Raw genomic sequence first — 23634 nt, forward strand, 5'->3', positions numbered from 1 at the left:
CATCGAAAATTGGATTAACAACTATCCAAAGAAATGTTTGAACTATTTATCTCCTAGACAATTTTTACTAAATGCCTAACTTAGACTTGAAATTTAGCGTAAAATAAAAAATACTTCTGGTTCTAGTATGCTAGATTTCAACAGAAGTATGTTTCATGTGATTGATTTTCGAGAGCTATTGTCGAAAGGGCATGTTATTGATTAACCGTAACTTGACCACTACTATAATCAAAGGTCAGACCGGATTGAACATTGGGAATGAAGACATTGAATTCAAGGCTTCCATCTGATGATTTAGCCTCTAAGTGGCTGCCGCTTGCCATGATATTATTTCCATCATAAATCAAGGTTACACGATAACGAATCTTCTTGTTATTATCCAAGGCTTTACGAATCAAAGTTTCATAGTAATTTTGACCCGTCGAGAAAGATTCATCAGCCTGATTGGACCAGGCTGTTTGTGTCGCAATATTATTAGGATTACTCGTTGATGCATCAAAGCCATCTAAACCACCAGCCAAAGCATAACCAATCAAATGGCCACGATCTACAGCATGATCATACTCTCCAGCAAGATCGTGAATTTGATGCCAACCGGCTGGAGTAAAGGCATTCTTATTTTGTTCACGCTTTTGATACTGTCGAGTCGCCTTTGTTAAAAGCGCATTCGCTACTGTCGGCACCTTTTTACCTTGAACAGACTTCGTTTTGTTATCGACATACGGCAAACTAGCGACATCAACATTAAGATCTGTTTTATTATCGTTAATGACATAAGCACCCGCTCCATTCCATTGGATATTGGAACCTAATTGCTTTTTAACAGCACCGGACATTACCGTTTCTGCCAACTCTTGAGTCGGCGTTGATTCACTACTACTGGAACCGTTTGAAGTAATAGCAGAGCTGGAAGAACCAGATAGCATATTAGTGACCTGATTCAGTAAACCGTCTGAGGAAGAGGTGTTGCTAGTCAGAAGTCCAGCAAGAGCTAACAGCACGACGACAAGCGTTGAAATGAGTGATTTTTGATTCTTTTTCATATATCTTTCACATTTCTAAAAATCACCGAGAAAGTGCCTCCTCAGTGATTGAATTTTTATTTCCCAGTAAATTGAGCAAGAATACTGGACCATTTGTTCGGTGAGAGAATCGCCCAAACATTTTCACCATCTCCAATAATTCCATAGCCCACGACCAAGCCTATACCTAGAAAGATAAGACAAAGCAGGGCAATCAAGATTATAAATCCCAACTGTTTAACAACATATTTCCATCCTGAAAATGCATCCATTAGGCATCACCTTTTACACGTTTAATCGTAGCACCAAGTCCAACCAACTTCTCATTAAATTGGTAATAACCTCGGTCCAAGTGTGTTAATTTACCAACCTTAGTCTGCCCCTTGGCCACTAGACCCGAGAGGATCAATGCTGCAGACGCACGAAGGTCGGTTGACATGACCGTCGCACCCTGTAAACCCTGACCGCCATGAATCATAGCCGTCTCTCGTAGAATTTCAGAGTGAAGTCCCATCCGCCGCATCTCTTCCAAATGTTGGAATCGGTTCTCAAATACAGTTTCAATCATTGTTGACTCCCCGTCAACAACTGCCATCAAAGCTGTAAATTGAGCCTGCATATCAGTTGGAAAACCAGGATGCGGTAAGGTTTTGACAGTAACTGGTTTGAGACTCGCAGTATCAGCCTTAACTCGGATACCTCTGGCTTCATCTGTCACCTCTACTCCCATTTCACGTAGCTTAGAAATCAAGGGACGATTATGTTCCCAAATCGCATCTTTAATTAAGACATCGCCATTGGTCATTGCAGCCGCCACCATAAAAGTACCTGCTTCAATTCTATCCTGAACCACATCATGATCTGCACCGTGAAGGCGATTAACACCCTGAATGGTTAAGGTTTCAGTACCAGCTCCTTTGACGATAGCGCCCATCTTGTTAAGCAAGAGCGCCAAGTCTACAATTTCTGGTTCACGCGCAGCATTTTCAATAACTGTCTTACCCTCTGCTAGGGTTGCAGCCATCATTAAGTTTTGAGTCGCTCCAACACTTGGGAAATCTAAATAGATATTGGCCCCTTGTAATTTTGATGCCTTAGCGATAATATCTCCACCACTCTGTGTGATTTTGGCGCCCATAGCTTCAAGGCCTTTTAGGTGTAGGTCAATAGGACGACTACCGATACTGCAACCTCCTGGCATCGATACAGTTGCATGTCCACAGCGTGCCAAGATGGGTCCCAAAACCACGATTGATGCTCGCATTTGACTTACGTATTCATACGGAGCCTTGTCTAAAATATAATTGCTCGCATCAACTGTAATTTCTTTATTGTTTTCATCAAAAACAACATCAATGTCCAAGCCACGAATCACATTGTTCATCGTGAAGACGTCGGATAAAATAGGAACATTTCGCAGAATAGTCTGGCCATCTTTGGCTAAAATTGTAGCTGCCAACAAAGGTAAAACTGCATTCTTAGCTCCTTCAATAACAACCTCTCCCTGCAATCTGGTGTTACCACCCTCAATAATAATATGCTCCACAGCAAACTCCATTCTTACGTAATTGTAGACCCATTATACCACACTTGAGGGAAAATAGGCAGAGCAGACTTTCTACTTAGGAAAAGCTCACAAAAAGGCGAAGACTTAAGTCTAAAATAGTCAATACAAAGCTTGCAACTAGGCTTCCTAGTCCAACACTAAGAAAGAGTATAAACAAGCGTAATCTCCCAGCATCCTCAGATGGATATTTAATCAGTTTTGACCAATCAAACAAGCTGATTAGCAACTGAAACGAAAGACCAATGAAAAGAAAATAGCAGAGCAAACGAATGATAATTTGTAAAATTTCCATAATCTTATTCTATCATTTTTATCATGAATGGAAAAGAAGAGGCCACCTACCTTAACCGATCTGGTTAAGGAGGTGAAGATTTTGACTGACCAGATAAAATCCCAAGCCTACAATTACACAGAAGAGAATGAGTTTTAGCACTCCTTTTAGGAAATTAAATATAAGCAAAGCTACCATAGATAGAATAAACCAGGTCCAACCTGACTGACCAATAATACCTTGGACGGTGGTCAAGCTGTTTCCAGCCAAGATACGAATAGATTCTAGAATCAGATCCATCCAATCTGACCGTAACCCTAACCGCTCTGCTATGTTTCCACCATTGGTCTGCAGCCAGGCAAAGACACCCGTATTATAAAGCAGCAAGAATGACTGCATGGGGTAGGCTAAAATGAGGCGTCGTAAAGTTTTCATCTTAACTCCTTAATTTTGATAGAGGTTTTGGACTGCAGCAATATCAGTCGCTTGAATCCCATAATAGGAACCAGCGGACTGCATAAGGGATTCCTCACTGTCATTATGCTCAAGGCCGATTGCATGTCCCAATTCATGGGCTGCCGTGTTCGTAATGCGATCAGCACTGTAGCCGTAGTCAGCATTCAAGAGGTAGTAACTGTTAAGATAGACTGTCGCGTGATAGATACGATTTGTGACTAAGTTTAAGTCAGTTTGGCAAAGTCCTGCCGCTTCTGTACTGGCATCTGATTGGTCTGTCGCGACAATATCTGCACTCGCTTCGTCTGATACTATGACAAAGGTAAAGGCTCCCGTCGCATTCCAAACTGCAATCGCTTCTTGATAGGCAGTCACAAACTGCTCGTCAGTACTAGCAATGTAGATTGTCGCTTGATTGGTTTCCCAGCGAGCACCAGTCGTAGTTTCGTGACTATCTGTCTGAAGACTCTGCTCACTACTTAGGGAAGTCAAGGTTCCACTATCATACAACTGTTCTAGCTGACTTAGTCCTGTTCGAATAATCTGAGCAAACTCAGACTGACTATGGTAAGCATAATATAGGAAACAAAAAGCTATAACAATCAGAAGTAACACTAATTTTACCACAGACCAGACGATTCGCAAAATCAATCTAGGCAGCCACAAGATAAAAGTCCAAATATGTTTGATTAACTCCACCCCCTTCTCCTCTTATCGTCTCACTATTGTACCAGATATGACTTAAAACTGTCCTAAATCAAAAAGCCAGTGTTTCCACTAGCTCCTAATTTATACTCACTCAAAATCTCAATAGACAAGGCAGGTTGACACAGACATAAGAGACTTAGGCAAGAAAACCTAACGACGTATAGTTTTGATTTTGGAAGAGTATTAATAACTGGCCAATCGCTTTTCAAGATAGGTTTGGGCAAGGGCATAGCAGGTACAAATAACCCAGTAGATCAGCGCAACTTCAATGTAAACCGTCATATAGTCTGACTTGGCTCCTCCGACTTGCTTGGCCATGTTAAACATTTCAGGGACAGTTATCATGGCGGTCAGAGAGGTTGATTTTACCATGTCTAAGAGGACATTGCTGAGCGGTGGCACTGCTATTCTCACAGCTTGAGGAATAATAATTTTCAGGTAGATGGTTGGTGTCCGCAGGCCCAGAGCACGCGCCGCCTCCCATTGCCCCTTGTCAATAGCCTGAAGCGAGGACCGAATGACCTCTGAGATATAGGCTGAAGACATAAAGGTAAAGGCAATAATTGAGGCAGAGATGGCATCCAGCTGGATTCCCATAAACGGAAGACCGAAATAAATAAAGAACAGCAGAACCATCAAGGGAATCCCCCGCATCAAAGAGATATGAAACATAGCCAGTCCCTTTAGTGCCCGAACATGCGACATCCGCATCAGGGCAACAAAGAATCCAAAAAAGGTCCCAAGACCAAATCCAATCAAGGATAGGGACAGCGTAAAGGGTAATCCCTGCAAAATTCGAGGAAAGGCATAAACTGCTAAATCTGGATTAAAAATGGCATCCCAATTGATCGACATAAGTGCTCCTTCTAACAAGAAAGAGAGGAGAGCATCTCACTCTGCCTCTCTTCAATCATGGCATAATTTATTCGACATCTGAAGTATCGATGACTGGTAATTCATCAACATTTTCAGCTTGTTTGGTCAAATCTTGGCCTGCATAATATTTCTCAGAAATTTCTTTCATCGTGCCGTCTTCCATCATTTCAGTGATGACTTGGTCAAGTTTTTCTTTTACAGATGTATCCTTTTTGTTAGTTACGATAACTTGCTTGGTTGGGTTGTATTGAACATCCCCCATCTTAACCTTGATGTCTGGAAATTCAGCTGTAATATATTTAACAGCGATAACTTGGGTATAGTAATCATTTGGGATGAAATCTGTACGTCCTGTTGAGACGTCACGGAGATAGACGTCATTAGTAACGTTATCATAGATCACTGGCTCTGCCCCTTGTTTTTTCGCAATTTTCATGTACTGGGTTCCAGCACCCCCACCAGCTTTTTTGCCTGTCCAGTCAGATAAGTCCTTGGCAGTGATATTTGATGAGCCATCCTCACGGACGATCATTCCTCCGACTGAATATTTGTAAGGAACAGTCAGGTTATATTTTTCATCACGTTCCTCTGTCCAGTCAAAACTGTTGACAGCGATATCCACTTTTCCAGAATCAACAGATGTAAAGGCTTCAGCCACTCCAATTTCTTGGAATTCTACCTTGACACCCAGACGTTCACCGATTTCGTTGAGCATGTCGATTTCATAGCCGACCAATTCATCATCGTCATTACGATAAGAAGTTGGATAAAGAGTCGCTGGAGTCGCCACTTGAAGCACACCAGCTTCTTGGATAGTTTCCCATTGGGTTTTCTCAGCCTTGGCTGAATCAGATGTATTGGACGAGCAAGCTGCTAGGGTCATGGCCGATAGCAGGGCTACGGATGCTAAAACTTTTTTAAACATAATCCTTCTATGTTCCTTTTCATTTTCTTTGTAGCTTATACTCTTCCAAAATCAAAACTTTACATCGTTAGGTTTCCTTGCCTAACTCCAGTTATGCCTACATCAACCTCCCTTGTCTCTTTTGATTTTGAGTGAGTATTAAAAAGCTTACTCCATAAAAATACCGTTTTCATACCTGTTTTTCAAGTCAGGCGACTCGATTTTCTCTTAAAAATTTCACAAACTTTTATAGTACACTAAAGCTTGTGAATTTGACACTGAAACTGCTATAGTACAGTCATTTCCAAGATATAAAAAAGACTTGAAAATTCAAGTCTTTGGATTATCTTGTGAATTTTTTAGCGAAATTGATTTGCAGATTCAAACTCTTCCGCCAAGTGAAGCAAGAGGTCCTCTCGTCCCTTAGCTGCGGTCAATTGGACACCTATAGCTAGACCATCTCCCCTACGATAAATTGGCAAGGAAATGGCAGGCTGTCCCGTCAGATTGGCTTGTTGTGTAAAAGGAGTCAGGGCTAGCGAATCCGCGAACATCTCCCAAATCAAGTCTTGCTGCTCTGCCATTGCCAAACTATCCATGGCTAAGAGACGCTCCACTCGTTCAGCAGGCTGGTCGAACTGACCGTGCTTGGGAGCAACATCGGCAGTCGTCGGCGTCAGCAAGACATCATAGGTCTCATGAAATTGGGCCATCTGGTGGCTAAATTGATCCCACAGGGCCAGGGTTTGCGAATAGAGATGGGCTGGGATGCTCAGGCCGGACCGATAAATGGCCCAAGTCATAGGCTCCATATCTTCATGGGTCATGGCCCTCCCAAAACTTTGCTCAATTCCCGCAAACATAGCAGCCGTCTCGACTGAATTCATGAGGTAGTAGGCCTGCATGGCTGCTACACCATCGAGAGGTTGCTCAGACAAATGCACAATCTCATGCCCCAGATCGGACAAAAACTGCTCTGCCTTTTCGACAGCTGCTCTGGCATCTTCAGACACCTCAGACCCAATCGGCGAGTCCTTCAAAACAGCAATTCGCAATGGTTTAAATTCTCTATCTTTAACGTGGTAAAGACTACCGTAAGACAATTCAGGTAGGACAAAAGGGGACTCTATCTGACAGGTCTGAAGGTGGTAAAGAAGATTGCGACAGTCTCTTACCGACTGGGAGAGGGCAAAAGATACCGAAGCCCCCTGCCAACCACGGAAAGAATCTGGGCCTACTGGAATCCGACCACGACTAGGCTTTAGCCCAACCAAACCGTTAAAGGAGGCAGGGATCCGAATGGAACCACCACCGTCAGAGGCAGCAGCCAAGGGCAGAATACCAGACGCTACCGTTGCTGCAGCGCCACCAGAAGAACCTCCAGCATTGCGGGTCTGATTATCTGGCAGATTAACCACTCCATGCAAACTAGAATCGGAGATATTCTTAAAGCCAAATTCAGGTGTATTGGTTCGACCAAGAATAATAAAACCTAGATTTTCCAGGGCTTTGACGTAATTATCTGAAGATTTAGCCCGATAAGTTTGAAAGAGACGTGAACCTGAAGTCGATAGTTGACCTGCCTGTTCCTGTCCCAAATCCTTGAGCAAGAAGGGGACTCCAGCAAAAGGTTTTTCAGAGAAATCACGCCTGTCTGCTTCACACAGAGCTTCCTCATAGCGTGTCGAAGTCACAGCATTTAGTTCTGGATTGAGCCTTTCGATTTTCTCAATCGTCTCCTCAACTAATTCTTTTGCGGAAATCTGTCTTGTCCGCACCAACTCCGCCATACCAGTTGCATCACGCATTTTTCTTACCTCACAAGATTCAAATTTTTCCAAAATCAAAAGTATACGTCCGTAGGTTTCCTTACCCAACTCTCTTATGCTTGGGACAACCCGCCTTATCTCTTTTGATGTTGAGTGAATATAAAATAAGGCCAGCGAAAATAGGCTGACCTATTCTCACTAGCCCTCTCCTTGCCTTATTATAGCATAAGATTTTAGAACCCTATGCTTAATCTTGCCAGGTTTCTTGATTTTCCTTGAATTTTTTCAAGAGTGTCAAGCCGTCTGCATTGATGTAGCCTTGGACCTTGGCTACCTTGATAAGCTCTGTGTAATTGGACAGGGTTACCAGTTTCACATCAGCTGCTTCAAAGTTGGCGTCCGCTTTTGGCAATTCATAGGTGAAAATCGCCACCACACCAAGCACTTCTGCCCCTTCACGCTCTGCTGCTGCAACAGCACCAAGAACTGAGCCACCTGTTGAAATCAAGTCTTCAATGACAACCATTTTTTGGCCCTTTACAATACGGCCTTCAACCTGGTTACCAGCACCGTGCTCTTTTGGTTTGCTACGGATGTAGGCAAATGGCAGATTCATGCGGTCTGCAATGATGGCACCGTGAGGAATTCCTGCGGTTGCTGTTCCTGCAATCACTTCTACTTCTGGGAAGTTTTCCTTGATCTTCTCTACAAAACCGTCTTCGATAATCGTCCGTGTATCTGGATAAGACAGAGTAATACGGTTGTCTGTATAAATAGGGGACTTGATTCCAGAAGCCCATGTAAAGGGATTTTCTGGTTGCAGGTAAACTGCCTTGATATCCAAAAGATGAGATGCAATTTCATTTGCAAGTTTCATAAGATTTCCTCCTCTAGTATTTCAATGCTTGATATAAAGTATTGTTCGATAAAATTAGTCTGTAACTGAATATCTTCACGCCTGAGTTTTTCTCCTGGCGAGGTTAGGACCCATTTGTCTTCCATATCATCTTTGCGATGAATGATAGCCACTAATTCTCCTGAAAAGGTCTGCAAAGGTTGTGAAACCTGCTGAGAGTGATGTAAACGTCTTGTTCCTCACCGTCTCCGGCTAACAATTCAGGGATGTAACCATAGTTAATAGGGTAGATATTCCCAAAATCATCTCGAAACCCGATGGGTCTATCAATGATGACTTGGTAGCTCTTCCTGACCATTCCACTCTCCTTTGATGGCTTGGTATGCTGCAACAGGATTTGCTGCTTGGGTGATGGGGCGGCCCACCACGATGTAGTTGGATCCGATTTCCCGCGCTTGTCTCGGCATCATGACCCGTTTTTGGTCACCAACATCTGCACCCGCAGGGCGAATACCCGGTGTCAGACAGACAAAGTCTTGGCTGGTTACTTCATGGATAGCTGCTGCCTCATGAGCCGAACAAACCACCCCATCTAGTCCAGCTTCTGCCGTCTTTTTAGCGTAGTGAAGAACAGAGTCTGTTAGACTCGTTTGGATATTTTGGTAGTCCTGCATCTGCTCTTCAGAGGTGGACGTCAACTGAGTCACCGCAATCAGGATCCCATCCGGACCAAAGCCTTCACGCGCCGCCTTCATCATCTCAACCCCACCAGCCGCATGGACATTGGACATGTCTACGCCTAGTTTAGCTAGAACTGTCATGGCAGATTTGACCGTGTTGGGAATATCATGTAGTTTTAAGTCTAGAAAGACACTGTGTCCTAAATTTTTAACATAGCGTACAATTTCCGCTCCACAGGCATAGTAAAGTTCCATGCCAATCTTGACATAGAGTTTTTCCTCCTCTGGAAATTTTTCCAAAAACACTTTGACTTCCTCAAAGGTCGGAAAATCCAGGGCAATAATCGGACGTTCTTCTCTCATCTTGTCTCCTTTTCTGTTGGGCGTAGCTCCTGCTTGACTTGTTGGCGTAAGTTTGCAAGTGTATCAATGCCGTACTTGTCCATGACCTGAGGCAAGTCCTCAATAATTTTAGGGCAGGCATATGGGGCGGTAAAGTTAGCTGTTCCCACCCCGATGGCCGATGCCCCAGCAATCATCATCTCCAACGCCTTTTCCGCTGAATCAATTCCTCCCATTCCAATGATCGGCAGGTCCGAAGCCAGAGCTACCTGACGAATGAGCTTGAGGGCAACTGGAAAGACAGCAGGACCAGACATGCCACCTTGACCGTTGGCGATGATGGGTTTTCTAGTTTTCAAATCATAGCGGGTCCCCACCAGGGTATTAATCATGGTGAAGCCTGACGCACCCGCCTCTTCGATTGCTTTTGCGACCGTCGTGATGTCCGACACGCTTGGTGTCAGCTTGACATAGACCGGAACGCTGGAGGTATCGACCGCTGCCTTGACCGCTGCGTAGGCCAATTCAGGCACCTGTCCAATCAAAAGGCCTGCGTTACCGTGGTCCACGTTTGGACAGGAAATATTGAGCTCGATGGCCGTCACGTTTGGTGCCTTGGAAATCTTCTCTGACACGACGGCATACTCGTCATTAGAAAAGCCTGCAACATTAGCAATGATAGGTAGGTCTGGATAGTGCTCTGCCAGCCAAGGCAGTTTTTCTGCCAGAACCGCATCAACACCAGGATTTTGCAAGCCAATGGCATTGAGCATGCCCGCTGGTGTCTCGGCCACACGAGGCGTCGGATTGCCGAAGCGGGGGTTCTGGGTCGTCGCCTTAATCATGATAGACCCTAGCTTGTCCAGCTCGTAGTACTTGGCGTATTCCTTACCAAAGCCAAAGCAGCCAGAGGCAGGAATAATGGGATTTTTCAGATCCAAGCCTGGCAGGCTGACTGCTAACCGATTGTCTATCATCCTCTTCCCTCCTAGTCCAATACCAGTTGGCCTGTCGCAAAGACAGGACCTTCTTCACAGACCCGGACATACTCATCCGCTCTGCCATTTTTCACAGGAACCACACAGGCGTAACAAGCCCCCATGCCACAAGCCATCCTTGCTTCTATGGAGATGTAGGCTTGCGGGTGATCCTCAAAGATCTTATCCACATAGCGGAGCATACCTGGAGCCCCACAAGCGTAGACCGCATCCGGCCATTCTAGACCTTCGACAATGGTCGACACATAGCCCTTGATCCCGTAAGAACCATCATCCGTCGTCACCGTCACAGAACCGTACTGAGCCAACTCGTCTTCCAGAATTACAGCAGACTTAGTCGCAAAACCGATGACCGACTGGACTTGCACACCCTTGGCTGCCAGCTGCTTGGCCAACTCAACCAATGGTGGAACACCAATACCCCCACCGATGAGCAGGGCTGTCTGCCCAGCTTTTAAACCATCAATCTCAAAGCCATGTCCCTGAGGCCCCATACAGTCGATGGTCTGACCCGGCTGCATCTGGGCAAAGACCGCAGTCCCCTGACCCTCTACTCGGTAAATCAAGGTCGCTACATTGGCCTCCTTATCCACCTGGGAGATAGAAATCGGCCGCCGTAATAGCATGGAGGCATCCGGCACCTTCATGTGCAGAAACTGCCCAATCCCCATCAGTCCCACCATGAGCCCTGATAATTTTAGTTCGTATATGTCCGGTGCAATTTCCCGTTGGGAGACAATGGTCAAATCATCTCGTAGCATGGCATTCCTTTCCCTACAAAAAAGCCCTGCCAGAAGGCAGGGCTCATGAAAGACGGTAGCCAAAAAGACTCCCTAATTAGCTGGTTATACAGCTAGTTCACGACGAATCCGCAGATTCGATCCCTTTGCAGCCTCTCTGGACTAAATTAAAGGTTTACAAGTAATTTTCTTTATTATATAGACAAGCCCAGTATTTGTCAACTGAAAACCAGTACTATACTTTAAGTGACCTATTTTTCTTCTAGTTCATTACTAAGTTCGATGATATAACGTTTCATATCCTCTTTAACCTGTGGATGTTGTAAAGCATACTCGATAGAGGTCTTCATGAAACCGAATTTATCCCCAACATCGTAACGATTTCCTGTGAACTCACGCGCAAATACACGCTGGGTCTTATTAAGCGTATCAATCGCATCAGTCAACTGAATTTCACCCCCAGCACCTGGAGCTTGAGTTTCCAAGATTCCGAAGATTTCTGGCGTCAATAAGTAACGTCCAATAATCGCTAAATCACTAGGCGCATCCTCTGGAGCTGGTTTTTCGACAAAAGTATCCACACTATAAAGACCATTGACACCCTCACCTTGAGGTGCAATTACTCCGTATGCCGACACTTCTTCATGCGGAACTGGCATAACCGCAATCGTTGAGGCATGAGTCTCTTCATAGTCATTCATCAATTGGCGGGTCAATGGCAAAGCTGATTCATCGGTAATATCCATGAGGTCATCACCGAGCATGACAACAAACGGTTCATTTCCAACAAAAGCCTTTGCTTGCAATACGGCATCTCCAAGTCCACGCGGATGCGATTGACGGATAAAATGCAAGCGAATCCCTGTAGTTTCATCAACCAACTTCAGTAATTCATTTTTATTTTTCTCTTTAAGGTTATACTCCAGCTCGAAATTTGAATCGAAGTGATCTTCAATCGAACGTTTGGATTTTCCCGTAACAACCAAGATATCTTTGATACCCGACTTCAGGGCTTCTTCAACAATAAATTGAATTGTTGGTTTATCAACAATCGGTAACATTTCCTTAGCCAAAGCCTTCGTTGCTGGTAAAAAACGAGTTCCCAAACCTGCAGCAGGAATAACTGCTTTTCTCACTTTTTGCATAACTATTCTCCATTTTCTTATCTGGGTATATACTAAATTCGTACATACAAAAGTCACTAGTACTATTCTATCAAAAATTTGGTCTAAGTAAAGGATTATTTGGTTATGATTTCAGACAACTGTTAGGGTCGTTAATTCTTGACATTTTTTTAAAAAGAATGTATTATGAAAATAGTACAAATGAGACTAAATGTTTAGTCAGGAAAGGAGCTTACATGGCTTGGAAATTTAACGAGAAATCTCCTATTTATGCTCAGATAGCTCAACAAATCAAAATGCAGATTATCAGTCATGAGATAAAAAGTGGTGATCAACTCCCTACTGTTCGTGACTTAGCTGAGATTGCAGGAGTTAATCCAAATACGATGCAACGAGCCTTTACCGAACTAGAGCGGGAGGGGATGGTCTATTCACAACGGACGGCTGGCCGTTATGTAACTCAAGATGAAGAGTTGATCGCACAGATAAGACACCAGATAGCAGAAAATGAAATCCAATCCTTCATCTTGAATATGCGTAAGATTGGATTCGCAGATGTCGATATCATTTCGGAATTAAACAATTATATTAAGGAGAGTTAGATGACCCAGTTACTGCAACTTCATCATGTTACAAAGAGCTACGGTTCCCACCTAGCAGTAAATGATATGAGTCTATCCATTAAACCAGGTAAAATTGTTGGGCTTCTCGGTCCAAACGGTAGTGGAAAAACTACCCTAATCAAACTTATTAATGGCTTACTACAACCAGATAGAGGAGACATTGTCATTGATGGCTTCAGACCTTCAATTGATACAAAAAAGATTATTTCCTATTTACCTGATACCACCTATCTTCGTGATAATATGCGAGTTGAAGAAGTTCTGTCCTTTTTCCAAGATTTTTATGAGGATTTTGATCGTCAAAAAGCTGAGCAACTTCTCCAAGACTTATCTATCCGATTAGAAGAAAAACTTAAAAATCTTTCAAAAGGAAATAAAGAAAAGGTTCAGCTCGTTCTTGTAATGAGTCGAAAGGCTAAACTTTATCTCCTAGATGAGCCTATTGGTGGAGTAGATCCTGCAGCCCGTGATTATATCCTGAAAACAATCATTAACAATTATTCTAAAGATGCCTCTGTCATTATTTCAACACACTTAATCTCAGATATTGAGCCTATCCTTGATGAAGTAGTGTTTATTAAAGATGGCCAACTCATTCTTACTGGAAGTGTTGATGACCTTCGTGAGGAGCACGGCCTTTCCATTGACTCACTTTTTCGGGAAACTTTTAAAAATTATTAGGAGGCTCTTATGTTTAAAAAACTAGTTAAATACGATTTTAAGTCGGTTGGAAAATGGTACCTCCTACTCAATGCAATCACTTTGGCTATTGCACTACTACTTGGTTTTGCGATTTCAAATTTCTCAAACTATGAAGAAACACAATATTCTTTTGGTGTCTCTCAAGCCTCTAGTGTTCTCAATTCGGTTTTGATACTGTCGTTTGGAATCCTTATCAGCGCTGTTATTATCAGTACTCTTGTCATTGTTGTCAATCGATTTCGCACAAATGTTCTTGGCCGTGAGGGCTATCTCACATTAACGTTACCAGCCTCCATACATGAAATTATTCTTTCGAAATTATGTGTGGCAACCCTCTTAACATTTTTCAATATTTTTGTTATAATAGTCTCAATCGTCCTTTTGATACTTCCTTCATCTGGAATTAGTGAGTTTATAGAGGCATTCAAGGAGCTTACTAGACTCTTTACTTATGGAAATACCTACTTGGGCTTACTTTTCTTTATCATATCTTCCATTTCTGGAACGCTTATGATTTATTTCTCAATTGCGATTGGACAACTTTTCAATGAACGAAGATTGTTAATGGCATTTGTAGCTTATTTTGGATTGTTCATTCTTTCATCAATTGTTGGACAATATTTCTTTGGAGGTTATGTCTTTACACAGCTTATATATGTCGCCAGTCAAGATTACAACCTTATTGTAAGAAATTATATGTTGATTGCAATTTTCTATAGTATAATGACATCACTCCTATTCTACTTTGGAACTCACTATATCATGAAAAATAAGTTGAACTTAGAGTAGGATGATTTATAATTTAAATTCCGGTTGAGGGATTCATTCCCTCTCCAACTAACCAACCTTAGTGTAATGGATATCACGCAAGATTCCGGTTCTTGAGATAGGGGTTCGATTCCCTTAGGTTGGATTATCTTTATCTTCGAAAAGCCTTATTTGATAAAGTTTTTTTTATTTCCCACAACTCCAGAGCTCGCTATCATCTTACTAAAAAAGAACCGCAAACTTCAAATGAGTTAAGCGATTCTTTTTTAGTAGTTAAATTTTTCAATATTATTTTGTTGTCGTGACAGCTTCATTAGAAATCAATCCAACCTGAGTCATCGTAGTCAATCCATTTTGCTCGAAAGTCAGTTCAATTTTTCCTCCTGAATTGGTATATAAACCCGATACCCAGATTGCTTGGATATCCTGACGTCCTGTTGAGACTGACTTAGATACAACATCCGGTTCACCTAATTTATCAGTTACCTGCGTATAGGTCATACCTTGACTCAGCCCTTGATACTTCTCTAAGCTAATGCTTGGTTGGCGATTAAAGGCAAAATTCGAAATGGAGGCCGCTACTGCACTATCTTTATACAATTGAGCTGAAATGGTTACCGAATCTGCCGTCCAAGTATAGGCATCTAAATCAACATCACCAGCCTTAAGTGTCTCATGTTTATTAGGAGTTCCGAAGAGACCCTCTAATTGACTCAAACTACTTCCACCAGCAAATTCATTTGCCTCCTGACCAAGCTGAACTTGATTAAAAGCTAGACGCAATTCCTCATGGGCCGCCTTAAAATCGTTAGCTGTTTCTTTAACCGAAGCCTCTGTAGTTGTAACTTCTTCCTTCGTTGACGAACAACCAACAAGGCTCAAACTAAACAGTAATAATAATGTAGTTGTAAACTTCTTCATTCTAATTTTGCAATCCATTCCGTATCATAGAGAAGTCAATTTTTCTTCAAAAAAAGAGCATTATGCTCATTGATGGAACCTAGGGGGATCGAACCCCTGACCTTTTGGCTGCCAGCCAAACGCTCTCCCAGCTGAGCTAAGGCCCCGTAAAGGAACGACAAGTGTATTTTACAGTACAGCTCATCGCTCAAAAATTGTTTGTAGTGTCGCTGGTCCCTGTCGTGCACTAGCTGCGCTAGTTTCGACAAAGCTCACACAAGGTTTAAGACCCTCAGCTACTCTATTTTATCTAAAAATTGTAGCGCTGTCAAGATAAGAACAGCCTTAGCCCACGCCAAACTCATGAAACAGCTATTTCCGAACTATGGTACAGTTTGAAGTAGGCAATTACAACGGTTTTCCTATAGAGAAATTAGAAAATATAAAAGTATTATTGTGAAATTCCTGAACGTTGAAATACAGAAAGCTTTATTTTCTTGCTAAAATTCTTTCATGCGCTTGTCGTGAGCCTTAGCCGTTTCGCTAAGGAACTGTTCAAAGTGATTATTTGAGAGAATGTCGTGCATACACCAAACTCCCCAGAGCAAAAATCGCCATACCAACGCCAATCACGATAAAGCTCTGCCATGTAACCGAATGAGGCAAAACCGTCATGATAATGGTCCCTAAAGGCATCAAGAGAATGGCGAGGGTAAAGATGCTGCTGAACACCCGCCCGAGGTAGGCATTAGGCACTCGCGACTGCACTTGACTAAAGAAATGAATATTAAAAATGGTCAAGAAAAACTCAAAGAGAAAATTTCCCGCCTGGCAAACCAGTAGTGGCAGGGGCAAGCCCAAGACAACAATCCCTAAACCACTAAGGGCAAGACTGATGAGAAGGCTCATCACCGTGGAAGGGACCTTACGAGAGACGAGGGCACCACAAATCGCTCCTCCTGCACCCATGCTCAAAATGGTCGCGTAGCTACCAGGCTGCTGATAAAGGCTATCCGTAAACGGTAACAGGTAATTAAGCCCTGCAATGAAGATATTGACACCAGATGCCACCATCAGCAAAAAGAAAATATCCTTCTCTCGCCCGATAAAAACTGCTCCTTCCCAAATATCAGCTAGGATTTTGCGCCATTGAAAGGTCCTTACTGCTGGTAATTGCTCCTCAACTCGAATCAACCAGACCAGCAGAAATGACAAAGCAAAGCTAATGCCATCAAAGAATAAGGTAAGTTGCAGACTGGCTGTTTTAACCAATAGGAAGGATAATAGCGGAGCTGATACGCTGATGATTTTCAAAACCACCTCCAGCGTCGCATTGTAATCAACCAACTCCTCCTTAGGCACAACCGCGGTGATAAAGGATTTGTTGGCTGGGCTGGAAAATGAGGACGACAAAGCCAAGACCCCATTGACCATCAAGAGGGCATATAGCATGAGTTTGTCATTAGAAATCAGGGCCACTAAAAAACAGACAAGCGCACAAACCGCATCCGTCACCAGCAAAATCTGACGCCGTCTAAAGCGGTCAGCAATAGCCCCACCAAAAGGATTGAGGATAATGGAAACCAGTTGCTCGACCAGCTGATAGGCCCCCAAGAACTGCTGACCAACGGCTCCCATCGAAGCAATCCAAACACTGTTACCGTAGTCATAAAGAACATTACCCACCTTGTTGATGGCACGGCTACAGATGAGTTTTCGACTATTCTGATTCATAAAAAGACCTCCTTTGTGATAGAGACTATTCTAGCCTAAATCCAAAGGAGGTCTATATTTTTTGCATATCTGTAAATCAAAAATTGTTCACAAAGCGGTCATAGTGGTCACGATAGGTCTGAACATGGTGCCTTGCCCCAATCCATTCGAAGGCCTGAATGGCATGTGCCATGTCAGAAATCCCTGTCTCATCCCCTTGAGCTTGCTTGAGAAAGCCCTTGACATAGAGGTAAATTAGACGGTGATAGGCCTTGCGTTCATTGGTAATGAGGGGCTGAACAAGCTTGTCATAGTGACTAGCCCTCTCCAGCTCGCCTCTCTCTACTAGGGTTTCCATGACATTTAGCAAAGTGACTTCTACCAGATTTTTATGCGTCGCGATGTCTTTGTAAAAATGCTGACGCTCAACAACAGCATCAATCATCCGACACATGAGGTCGGTCTCATAAAAACGATAGAGGTTCCCCACCAAAATCAACTCATCAATATCCCAACGTTCGGTACAGAACAGATGGTCCGAAATCACTGCCAAATCCTCAGACGTCAACGGTTTGTTCTCATCCAGCTCTGCTATCATCCCACGAAATAAAATGTCATTGAGTAGGGCCCTGCGATTATCTGGATGTTCAGCGAGTTTTGCCTGTTCTGTCTCTGCCATATGGCTCAACCCTGTGATGTCCTTTTGGTAATGGTACTTAGCCATCTGCGACATGAGGGCAATCTGCTCAACTCGTTGGTAATGGTTGACCCTGTCCATAAATTGGTCTGTGGTGATATTGAGCCGCTCAAGAGCCTGTAAAAACTTGGTAAGGGATAAGTCGGACTTGCCACATTCAAATCGTGACAGCTATGCGACAGACAACTCCCCACCGGCAACTTCCTGCAAACTGAGCTGGCGATTTTGCCTGAACTCTCGAAAAATCGCACCATAATCAGTCATCTTATCCCTCCAACTCACTACTCAACCTTTCCCACTCTTCCATGAGTGTCATCTTTTATTCTTTCTTTTTTCTAGATTTCAAAATAGGATTTGGTAGCAAATCGCTTTTGTTAGCATCTTAAATCCAAGCTGAGATACAATCGCATGCTCTTTATCATCTGTAAAAAAGTATAGAAAACGTGCTTCATTTGACCGACTATGGGAGAGACTCGCTCTCACCAAGTCAGCAATAACTCCCTCTGTCACTTTTTTTATCGTTACAATCCCAAATATTTCATGTATAATTGGATTTTTATGACTAGCATAGAGAATCGCTATTGGTTGATGATTGCTTAAATAAATAAAGACATCCCAAATATGAGGCTCAGTGAGCAATCGTTCTGCAATATGATTTCCATACTCTATCTTCGCTAAAAGATCGTTCAATTGCGTTCTATTTTCAGAGGTTACTAATTGAACCGTCTCAATAGAATCCTGTGCAGTCAAGTTATCTAGGTGCGCAATATCCACATATTGCTTATCTATCTTTTGCCCAATCTGGTCAAGTACAGTACATAGATGATAATTTTGGTGAGGAACATAGAAGATTAGTTTGTATTGACAATAAAATTGTTGAAACAGTTGCATTAAATCACTCATAACAGTTGCAACGGATTTAATGATGAAAAACGTACACAATCCCAACTGTTTTTCATCTTGTAAAACAAAGTAATGAATCCACGCGATGGGCTGATTGCCTATTTTGTAAATCAATAGATGCTCATTTTCTCTCTCTATGCCTTCTTGAGCCCAGCGATAAAAATCATCCCTCGTTTTTACGCCATCGCAAAAAAGTGGAAATGCGGTTTGTTCTATCTTTTGAGACCACTCATAGGCGAGCGGGAGATAATATTGGTAGTTTTGTCTTGTCAGTTCTTCCCACATATCTCTCTCCTTAAGCATTCATTGCAGTTCTACCTGCTCACTCAACATTTCCCATTCTTCCATGAGCGTCATCTGCTGCTCGTCCAGTTGGTCTAGCTCGGTTTGGAGGTCTGTGAGCTGGCCGATGTCATTGGTGATGGTCATGGCTTGGTGGATGTCGGCTTGGCGGGCTTCCAAAGTTTCCAGCTCTGCTTCAATCTGCTCGATGCGCCGGGTGAGTTTGCGGAGTTCTTTTTGGTTGGCCTTCTGGGACTGGTAATCGCTTGCACCAGCTGATGGTGCTTCTAGCTGGTCAGGCTGTGTGCCTGCTTCAGCCGCCTTCAAGGCTTCCTGCTCTGCCTTTTTCTCCACGTAATAATCGTAGTCGCCCAAGTAGAGCGTGCTTCCCTCTGGGGAAATCTCCAAGACCTTGGTCGCGACGCGGTTGATGAAATACCGGTCGTGGCTGACAAAGAGCAGGGTCCCATCAAAGTCAATCAGGGCGTTCTCCAGGACTTCCTTGCTGTCGATATCCAGGTGGTTGGTCGGCTCATCCAGAATGAGGAAGTTGTTGTTTTCCATGGAGAGCTTGGCCAGGAGCAGGCGGGCTTTTTCCCCACCTGACAGCATGGCTACGGATTTTTTGACGTCATCTCCTGAAAAGAGAAAGGCTCCTAGGCGGTTGCGAATCTCCACTTCAGGAGTGGTCGGAAAGGCATTCCAAAGCTCGTCAAGAACGGTATTGGTACGAGTCAAGGCTGACTGGGTCTGGTCATAGTAACCGACCTCTACATTGGCACCGTAGGTCGGTGTCCCTGCAATAAAGGGAATCTTGCCCACCACCGACTTGATAAAGGTGGTCTTACCGATCCCGTTTGGCCCCACAATGGCAATGGCATCCAGCTTTTTGACATCAAGGTCAATAGGCTGGGCCAAAACTTCATTGTCATAGCCGATGGCTGCGTCCGTCACAGTCAAGACGACATTGCCTGAAACCTTGTTGGCCTGAAAGGTCATGTTGGCAGATTTTTGCCCAGCAGTCGGCTTGTCCAGGCGCTCCATCTTCTCCAGTTGCTTGCGTCTGGCCTGGGCCCGCTTGGTCGTTGAGGCACGGACGATGTTGCGTTGGACAAAGTCTTCTAGCTTAGCAATTTCCTTGGCCTGCTTTTCATAATTTTTGGCTTCAGTCTCCAACTTTTGAGCCTTCTGGTCCATAAAGCTAGAGTAATTGCCCACGTAACGGTCCAGGCTGTGGGGATTGAGGTCCAATGTAATCGTGGCTACCTTGTCTAGGAAATAGCGGTCGTGGCTGACGATGATGAGGGCCCCCTGGTAATTGACTAGGTAGTTTTCCAGCCAAGCAATCGTCTCAATGTCCAAGTGGTTGGTCGGCTCGTCCAGAACCAGGAGCTCTGGTTTTTCAAGCAGCATTTTGGCCAGGGCCAGGCGGGTATTTTGCCCACCAGACAATTCAGCAATGGGAGTCTCCCACATGGTCTGGTCAAACTGAAAACCGTTCAAAATAGCTCGAATATCACTCTCGTAGGTGAAACCTCCCCGCTGACGAAAATCCTCAGATAGACGATCATAGTCCGTCATGAGACGGTCCAGATCCTCTCCTGTCAGCTCTGCCATTTGCCCCTCCATAGACCGCAAACGGGACTCATCCTTGCGCAGGTCGTCAAAGACATGGAGCATCTCAGCGTAGATGGTATTGGTCGAGGTAAAGCGGCTGTCCTGAGCCAGATAGGACAGGCTGAGGTCCCGCTTAGTATTGATAGTCCCTGAAGTCGACGCTTCTTCTCCCACCAAAATTTTGAGCAAAGTGGACTTTCCGGCACCATTGCGCCCAACTAGGGCAATTCGGTCTCGCTCATCGACCTGAATGTCAATATTGTCAAATAATACATCGCCCGCAAAGGAGCGCTCAATCTTGTTAGCACTTAGAATAATCATAGGTTTATTATAGCAAAAAAATCAGGGAAAACCCTGATTCTGCCGTAATCTCACTTAAGATAAACGCTCTTCTTTCTTGTATTCAATCGGCAGCATTTCTAAAAAGACTTCGATTTGCTTTTCCCAGTAGTACCACTCGTGGGTTCCTGGACTGGAGGTGAACGTCAAGTCCAATTCTGCTGCTCTCAATTTTTCAACGGCGTGGAGACTGGCATTATAGAGAAAATCCCCCTCACCACACCAGGCATAGAATTGGGTCTGACCATCAAATTTTTGAGCACTTGTGGTAAGATAATGCTGTTTAAGGTTACCAGGGTCCAATTCCCCAAAAATACCTTTCCAATAGGTCTGGTCATCTAAAATCAAGTCCATGAACTCCTCTTCTTCAACCAGAGCCCCAGAAAAGGACCCTGCCCAGGAAAACTGATTGGTTTCCAAAGCAATTTTAAAGGCCCCATAACCACCCATGGACAAACCAGCAATAAAGGTCTTCTCCCGCTTGGTCGTCATGTTTGGGAAAAAGCGACGGATAACCTGTGGTAACTCAATCGCAATCGCATCAAAATAGTTTAGGCCAGATGCGGTATTGGTATACCAGCCATTGTCACAATTTGGCATGACAACAATGAGGTTGGTATAGCGGACCAAGCGTTCCAAGTTAGTTCTTCCTGTCCAAGAGTTTTCATTTCCATTCATCCCATGTAAGAGATACAGAACGGGAATATCGGTATCAACGGCTTCCTGCTCTGTCACGTGGCTGGCATCAGGATAGAGAACTGTAACCTGACGGTACTGATTGAGGGCTTCTGAATTGTATTCAATATGCATGATAGCCATAAATTTCTCCTTTATTGCAAAAAATAACCGCGAAGGTTGCTTTTTATAGATTGTGTATCAGTGTTGCGACACATTGATTCGATTAAGAGCACGTTGTAAGGCAACTTTAGCTCGTCTCACTTCATCAATATCATAGACCTTCTCTGCTTCTTCAAGCGCCCGTTCTGCCCGTATACGAGCCCGTTCTGCCCGTGAAACATCGATGTCCCGTTCCCGTTCTGCTGAGTCCGCAACGATTATGAGAACATCATTTTTCAACTCTAGAATGCCACCGTTCACGGCCACCCAATCCACGTGGTTTTCATCATCTACACGACGAATCTTCAACTCGTCTACTTCAAGGGGGACAATAACATTGACGTGCCCTGGCAGGATTCCCATTTCACCTGCCTTGGTGCGAGCTGCTACAAAGGCGGCATGGTGGTCATACTTAATGCCATTAGGTGTGACGACTTGAACTGTTAACGCATCAGTCATAATGACCTCCTTAAGCGTAGCCCATTGCTTTTGCTTTAGCTACCACATCCTCAATACCACCGACGTTACGGAAGGCATCTTCTGGCAATTTATCATGTTTACCATCGAGAATTTCCTTGAAGCCTTTAACCGTTTCATTGACAGGAACGTATGAACCTGGTTGTCCGGTAAATTGCTCAGCAACGTTGAAGTTTTGAGATAGGAAGAATTGGATTCGACGAGCGCGCCCAACCAGGACCTTCTCATCTTCAGACAATTCATCCATACCAAGAATCGCAATAATATCTTGCAATTCGCGGTAACGTTGTAAAATGTGTTGCACTGCTGTTGCCACTTCATAATGCTCTTGACCAACAATCTCTGGAGACAAGGCACGTGAAGAAGAAGCCAATGGATCAACCGCTGGGTAAATCCCCATCTGGGTCAAACGACGTTCCAGATTGGTTGTAGAATCCAAGTGGGCAAAGGCTGTCGCTGGAGCTGGATCCGTATAGTCATCTGCAGGCACATAGATAGCCTGAATAGAGGTAACCGAACCTTTCTTGGTAGACGTAATCCGTTCTTGAAGTTGACCCATTTCCGTTGCCAATGTAGGTTGGTAACCAACCGCAGATGGCATCCGACCAAGAAGGGCAGACACTTCTGAACCCGCCTGAGTGAAACGGAAAATATTGTCAATAAAGAGAAGCACGTCTTGACCTTCCACATCACGGAAGTATTCCGCAATAGTCAAACCAGTCAGGGCAACCCGCATCCGGGCTCCTGGTGGCTCATTCATCTGACCAAAGACCATAGCGGTCTTTTCGATAACGCCAGACTCTTTCATTTCCCAGTAGAGGTCATTCCCTTCACGAGTCCTCTCCCCAACACCGGTAAATACAGAAATTCCACCGTGTTCTTGGGCGATGTTGTGAATGAGTTCTTGGATAAGAACGGTTTTCCCAACCCCGGCACCTCCAAAGAGTCCAACTTTACCACCCTTGAGATAGGGAGCTAAAAGGTCGATAACCTTAATCCCTGTTTCAAGGATTTCTGATGACGTTGATAATTCATCAAAAGACGGAGCTTTTTTATGAATCGGATGGCGTTCAACATTTTCTGGGAATGGTGCTTCAAGGTCAATCGTATCTCCCAATACGTTGAAGACACGCCCCAAGGTTTCCTTACCAACTGGTACAGAGATTGGACGACCAGTGTCCAAAACTTCCATGCCACGAGTTAATCCGTCTGTGGATTCCATAGCGATAGTCCGGACAACATCGTTCCCCAGTTCAAGTGCTACTTCCAAGACGATTTTTTGGTTTTTGTCGCCATTTTTATAGACGACCAATGCATTATTGATCTCTGGAAGTTGGGCCCCGTCGGTGAACATGACGTCCACGACTGGTCCAACAACCTGAGTAATTTTGCCTGAGCTCATGTAACTCTCCTCTATAAGATAGAATGAGCCTTGTTGACTGGCTTCTCACCAGATTATTAAG

Annotated in this window: 24 protein-coding genes, 2 tRNA genes and 2 pseudogenes; 4 read left to right on the forward strand and 24 right to left on the reverse strand. The window is 43.9% G+C overall.

Annotated elements, in window-relative coordinates:
* Positions 1-194: 194 nt before the first annotated feature.
* The 15 genes and pseudogenes from ACFORF_RS00120 to galU form a co-directional block, all read right to left on the reverse strand.
* The gene (locus ACFORF_RS00120) at positions 195-1043 is read right to left on the reverse strand and encodes a DNA/RNA non-specific endonuclease (RefSeq protein WP_380424125.1); all 849 of its coding nucleotides are present in this window, start codon (positions 1041-1043) and stop codon (positions 195-197) included.
* A 56-nt stretch (positions 1044-1099) separates the two neighbouring features.
* Positions 1100-1294, reverse strand: a complete 195-nt coding sequence (locus ACFORF_RS00125; protein ID WP_380424127.1) for a DNA-directed RNA polymerase subunit beta — start codon at positions 1292-1294, stop codon at positions 1100-1102.
* Positions 1294-2568, reverse strand: coding sequence for a UDP-N-acetylglucosamine 1-carboxyvinyltransferase (gene murA / locus ACFORF_RS00130; protein WP_380424129.1), 1275 nt, complete (start codon positions 2566-2568; stop codon positions 1294-1296). Before murA ends, ACFORF_RS00125 begins: the two co-directional genes overlap by 1 nt.
* A gap of 76 nt (positions 2569-2644) precedes the next feature.
* A complete protein-coding gene (locus tag ACFORF_RS00135; RefSeq protein ID WP_380424131.1) occupies positions 2645-2881 on the reverse strand; it encodes a DUF1146 family protein in 237 nt (78 codons plus the stop codon).
* A gap of 51 nt (positions 2882-2932) precedes the next feature.
* Positions 2933-3295, reverse strand: coding sequence for a hypothetical protein (locus ACFORF_RS00140; protein ID WP_380424133.1), 363 nt, complete (start codon positions 3293-3295; stop codon positions 2933-2935).
* Between the two features lie 9 nt (positions 3296-3304).
* Positions 3305-4015: a matrixin family metalloprotease gene (locus tag ACFORF_RS00145; protein WP_380424135.1), complete on the reverse strand. Its 711-nt coding sequence runs from the start codon at positions 4013-4015 to the stop codon at positions 3305-3307.
* Between the two features lie 192 nt (positions 4016-4207).
* A complete protein-coding gene (locus ACFORF_RS00150; protein WP_380424137.1) occupies positions 4208-4879 on the reverse strand; it encodes an amino acid ABC transporter permease in 672 nt (223 codons plus the stop codon).
* A gap of 67 nt (positions 4880-4946) precedes the next feature.
* Positions 4947-5825: a transporter substrate-binding domain-containing protein gene (locus tag ACFORF_RS00155; protein WP_380424139.1), complete on the reverse strand. Its 879-nt coding sequence runs from the start codon at positions 5823-5825 to the stop codon at positions 4947-4949.
* Between the two features lie 338 nt (positions 5826-6163).
* Positions 6164-7612, reverse strand: coding sequence for an amidase (locus ACFORF_RS00160; RefSeq protein ID WP_380424141.1), 1449 nt, complete (start codon positions 7610-7612; stop codon positions 6164-6166).
* Between the two features lie 208 nt (positions 7613-7820).
* Positions 7821-8450 carry an orotate phosphoribosyltransferase gene (gene pyrE, locus ACFORF_RS00165; RefSeq protein WP_380424143.1) on the reverse strand — a complete coding sequence of 210 codons (630 nt, stop codon included), beginning with the start codon at positions 8448-8450 and terminating at the stop codon, positions 7821-7823.
* A pseudogene (locus ACFORF_RS00170) lies at positions 8447-8787 on the reverse strand (inorganic diphosphatase). The gene pyrE and the pseudogene ACFORF_RS00170 overlap by 4 nt, the downstream one beginning before the upstream one ends.
* Positions 8756-9472, reverse strand: coding sequence for an orotidine-5'-phosphate decarboxylase (gene pyrF / locus ACFORF_RS00175; protein ID WP_380424145.1), 717 nt, complete (start codon positions 9470-9472; stop codon positions 8756-8758). The pseudogene ACFORF_RS00170 and the gene pyrF overlap by 32 nt, the downstream one beginning before the upstream one ends.
* Positions 9469-10428, reverse strand: a complete 960-nt coding sequence (locus tag ACFORF_RS00180; protein ID WP_380424147.1) for a dihydroorotate dehydrogenase — start codon at positions 10426-10428, stop codon at positions 9469-9471. Before ACFORF_RS00180 ends, pyrF begins: the two co-directional genes overlap by 4 nt.
* 11 nt (positions 10429-10439) lie before the next feature.
* On the reverse strand, positions 10440-11243 hold the full coding sequence (locus tag ACFORF_RS00185; RefSeq protein ID WP_380424327.1) for a dihydroorotate dehydrogenase electron transfer subunit: 804 nt from the start codon (positions 11241-11243) through the stop codon (positions 10440-10442).
* A gap of 197 nt (positions 11244-11440) precedes the next feature.
* On the reverse strand, positions 11441-12334 hold the full coding sequence (gene galU / locus ACFORF_RS00190) for a UTP--glucose-1-phosphate uridylyltransferase GalU (RefSeq protein ID WP_380424149.1): 894 nt from the start codon (positions 12332-12334) through the stop codon (positions 11441-11443).
* A gap of 215 nt (positions 12335-12549) precedes the next feature.
* Here galU and ACFORF_RS00195 point away from each other — a divergent pair, with 215 nt between their 5' ends.
* The 4 genes from ACFORF_RS00195 (at position 12550) to ACFORF_RS00210 (ending at position 14551) form a co-directional block, all read left to right on the forward strand.
* Positions 12550-12915, forward strand: coding sequence for a GntR family transcriptional regulator (locus ACFORF_RS00195; RefSeq protein ID WP_380424151.1), 366 nt, complete (start codon positions 12550-12552; stop codon positions 12913-12915).
* A complete protein-coding gene (locus ACFORF_RS00200; RefSeq protein WP_380424153.1) occupies positions 12916-13617 on the forward strand; it encodes an ABC transporter ATP-binding protein in 702 nt (233 codons plus the stop codon).
* A gap of 9 nt (positions 13618-13626) precedes the next feature.
* A complete protein-coding gene (locus ACFORF_RS00205; RefSeq protein WP_380424155.1) occupies positions 13627-14427 on the forward strand; it encodes an ABC transporter permease in 801 nt (266 codons plus the stop codon).
* Positions 14428-14479: 52 nt separating this feature from the next.
* Positions 14480-14551: transfer RNA gene (locus ACFORF_RS00210), tRNA-Arg, on the forward strand.
* A 143-nt stretch (positions 14552-14694) separates the two neighbouring features.
* On the opposite strand, the gene ACFORF_RS00215 is transcribed toward ACFORF_RS00210, so the two are convergent.
* From ACFORF_RS00215 to atpD, 9 genes and pseudogenes are all read right to left on the reverse strand, one after another.
* A complete protein-coding gene (locus ACFORF_RS00215) occupies positions 14695-15327 on the reverse strand; it encodes a DUF3862 domain-containing protein (RefSeq protein WP_380424157.1) in 633 nt (210 codons plus the stop codon).
* Positions 15328-15400: 73 nt separating this feature from the next.
* Positions 15401-15473, reverse strand: a tRNA-Ala gene (locus tag ACFORF_RS00220).
* A gap of 397 nt (positions 15474-15870) precedes the next feature.
* Positions 15871-17040, reverse strand: coding sequence for an MFS transporter (locus tag ACFORF_RS00225; RefSeq protein WP_380424159.1), 1170 nt, complete (start codon positions 17038-17040; stop codon positions 15871-15873).
* Positions 17041-17116: 76 nt separating this feature from the next.
* Positions 17117-17980 (reverse strand): annotated as a pseudogene (locus ACFORF_RS00230) (Rgg family transcriptional regulator).
* Between the two features lie 78 nt (positions 17981-18058).
* The gene (locus tag ACFORF_RS00235; RefSeq protein ID WP_380424161.1) at positions 18059-18904 is read right to left on the reverse strand and encodes a hypothetical protein; all 846 of its coding nucleotides are present in this window, start codon (positions 18902-18904) and stop codon (positions 18059-18061) included.
* A gap of 18 nt (positions 18905-18922) precedes the next feature.
* The gene (gene abc-f / locus ACFORF_RS00240; protein ID WP_380424163.1) at positions 18923-20839 is read right to left on the reverse strand and encodes a ribosomal protection-like ABC-F family protein; all 1917 of its coding nucleotides are present in this window, start codon (positions 20837-20839) and stop codon (positions 18923-18925) included.
* A gap of 54 nt (positions 20840-20893) precedes the next feature.
* Positions 20894-21676 (reverse strand): alpha/beta hydrolase, encoded by a 783-nt coding sequence (locus tag ACFORF_RS00245; RefSeq protein ID WP_380424165.1) that lies wholly within the window; start codon positions 21674-21676, stop codon positions 20894-20896.
* A gap of 57 nt (positions 21677-21733) precedes the next feature.
* Positions 21734-22153, reverse strand: coding sequence for a F0F1 ATP synthase subunit epsilon (locus ACFORF_RS00250; protein ID WP_380424167.1), 420 nt, complete (start codon positions 22151-22153; stop codon positions 21734-21736).
* Between the two features lie 10 nt (positions 22154-22163).
* The gene (atpD, locus tag ACFORF_RS00255) at positions 22164-23573 is read right to left on the reverse strand and encodes a F0F1 ATP synthase subunit beta (protein ID WP_380424169.1); all 1410 of its coding nucleotides are present in this window, start codon (positions 23571-23573) and stop codon (positions 22164-22166) included.
* Positions 23574-23634 lie beyond the last annotated feature (61 nt).

This window comes from Streptococcus caprae, assembly GCF_042649745.1.
GTDB classification, from domain to species: domain Bacteria; phylum Bacillota; class Bacilli; order Lactobacillales; family Streptococcaceae; genus Streptococcus; species Streptococcus caprae.

Excerpts from the sequence above, each read along its gene's own strand:
- galU (WP_380424149.1), bottom strand. The coding sequence starts at position 12,334 with ATGCAAAAAGTGAGAAAAGCAGTTATTCCTGCTGCAGGTTTGGGAACT.
- pyrE (WP_380424143.1), bottom strand. The coding sequence starts at position 8,450 with ATGAAACTTGCAAATGAAATTGCATCTCATCTTTTGGATATCAAGGCA.
- atpD (WP_380424169.1), bottom strand. The coding sequence starts at position 23,573 with ATGAGCTCAGGCAAAATTACTCAGGTTGTTGGACCAGTCGTGGACGTC.
- pyrF (WP_380424145.1), bottom strand. The coding sequence starts at position 9,472 with ATGAGAGAAGAACGTCCGATTATTGCCCTGGATTTTCCGACCTTTGAG.
- ACFORF_RS00245 (WP_380424165.1), bottom strand. The coding sequence starts at position 21,676 with ATGGCTATCATGCATATTGAATACAATTCAGAAGCCCTCAATCAGTAC.
- ACFORF_RS00135 (WP_380424131.1), bottom strand. The coding sequence starts at position 2,881 with ATGGAAATTTTACAAATTATCATTCGTTTGCTCTGCTATTTTCTTTTC.
- ACFORF_RS00180 (WP_380424147.1), bottom strand. The coding sequence starts at position 10,428 with ATGATAGACAATCGGTTAGCAGTCAGCCTGCCAGGCTTGGATCTGAAA.
- ACFORF_RS00195 (WP_380424151.1), top strand. The coding sequence starts at position 12,550 with ATGGCTTGGAAATTTAACGAGAAATCTCCTATTTATGCTCAGATAGCT.
- ACFORF_RS00200 (WP_380424153.1), top strand. The coding sequence starts at position 12,916 with ATGACCCAGTTACTGCAACTTCATCATGTTACAAAGAGCTACGGTTCC.
- ACFORF_RS00125 (WP_380424127.1), bottom strand. The coding sequence starts at position 1,294 with ATGGATGCATTTTCAGGATGGAAATATGTTGTTAAACAGTTGGGATTT.
- ACFORF_RS00225 (WP_380424159.1), bottom strand. The coding sequence starts at position 17,040 with ATGAATCAGAATAGTCGAAAACTCATCTGTAGCCGTGCCATCAACAAG.
- ACFORF_RS00155 (WP_380424139.1), bottom strand. The coding sequence starts at position 5,825 with ATGTTTAAAAAAGTTTTAGCATCCGTAGCCCTGCTATCGGCCATGACC.
- ACFORF_RS00235 (WP_380424161.1), bottom strand. The coding sequence starts at position 18,904 with ATGTGGGAAGAACTGACAAGACAAAACTACCAATATTATCTCCCGCTC.
- ACFORF_RS00215 (WP_380424157.1), bottom strand. The coding sequence starts at position 15,327 with ATGAAGAAGTTTACAACTACATTATTATTACTGTTTAGTTTGAGCCTT.
- ACFORF_RS00140 (WP_380424133.1), bottom strand. The coding sequence starts at position 3,295 with ATGAAAACTTTACGACGCCTCATTTTAGCCTACCCCATGCAGTCATTC.
- abc-f (WP_380424163.1), bottom strand. The coding sequence starts at position 20,839 with ATGATTATTCTAAGTGCTAACAAGATTGAGCGCTCCTTTGCGGGCGAT.
- ACFORF_RS00250 (WP_380424167.1), bottom strand. The coding sequence starts at position 22,153 with ATGACTGATGCGTTAACAGTTCAAGTCGTCACACCTAATGGCATTAAG.
- ACFORF_RS00205 (WP_380424155.1), top strand. The coding sequence starts at position 13,627 with ATGTTTAAAAAACTAGTTAAATACGATTTTAAGTCGGTTGGAAAATGG.
- ACFORF_RS00120 (WP_380424125.1), bottom strand. The coding sequence starts at position 1,043 with ATGAAAAAGAATCAAAAATCACTCATTTCAACGCTTGTCGTCGTGCTG.
- ACFORF_RS00150 (WP_380424137.1), bottom strand. The coding sequence starts at position 4,879 with ATGTCGATCAATTGGGATGCCATTTTTAATCCAGATTTAGCAGTTTAT.
- ACFORF_RS00160 (WP_380424141.1), bottom strand. The coding sequence starts at position 7,612 with ATGCGTGATGCAACTGGTATGGCGGAGTTGGTGCGGACAAGACAGATT.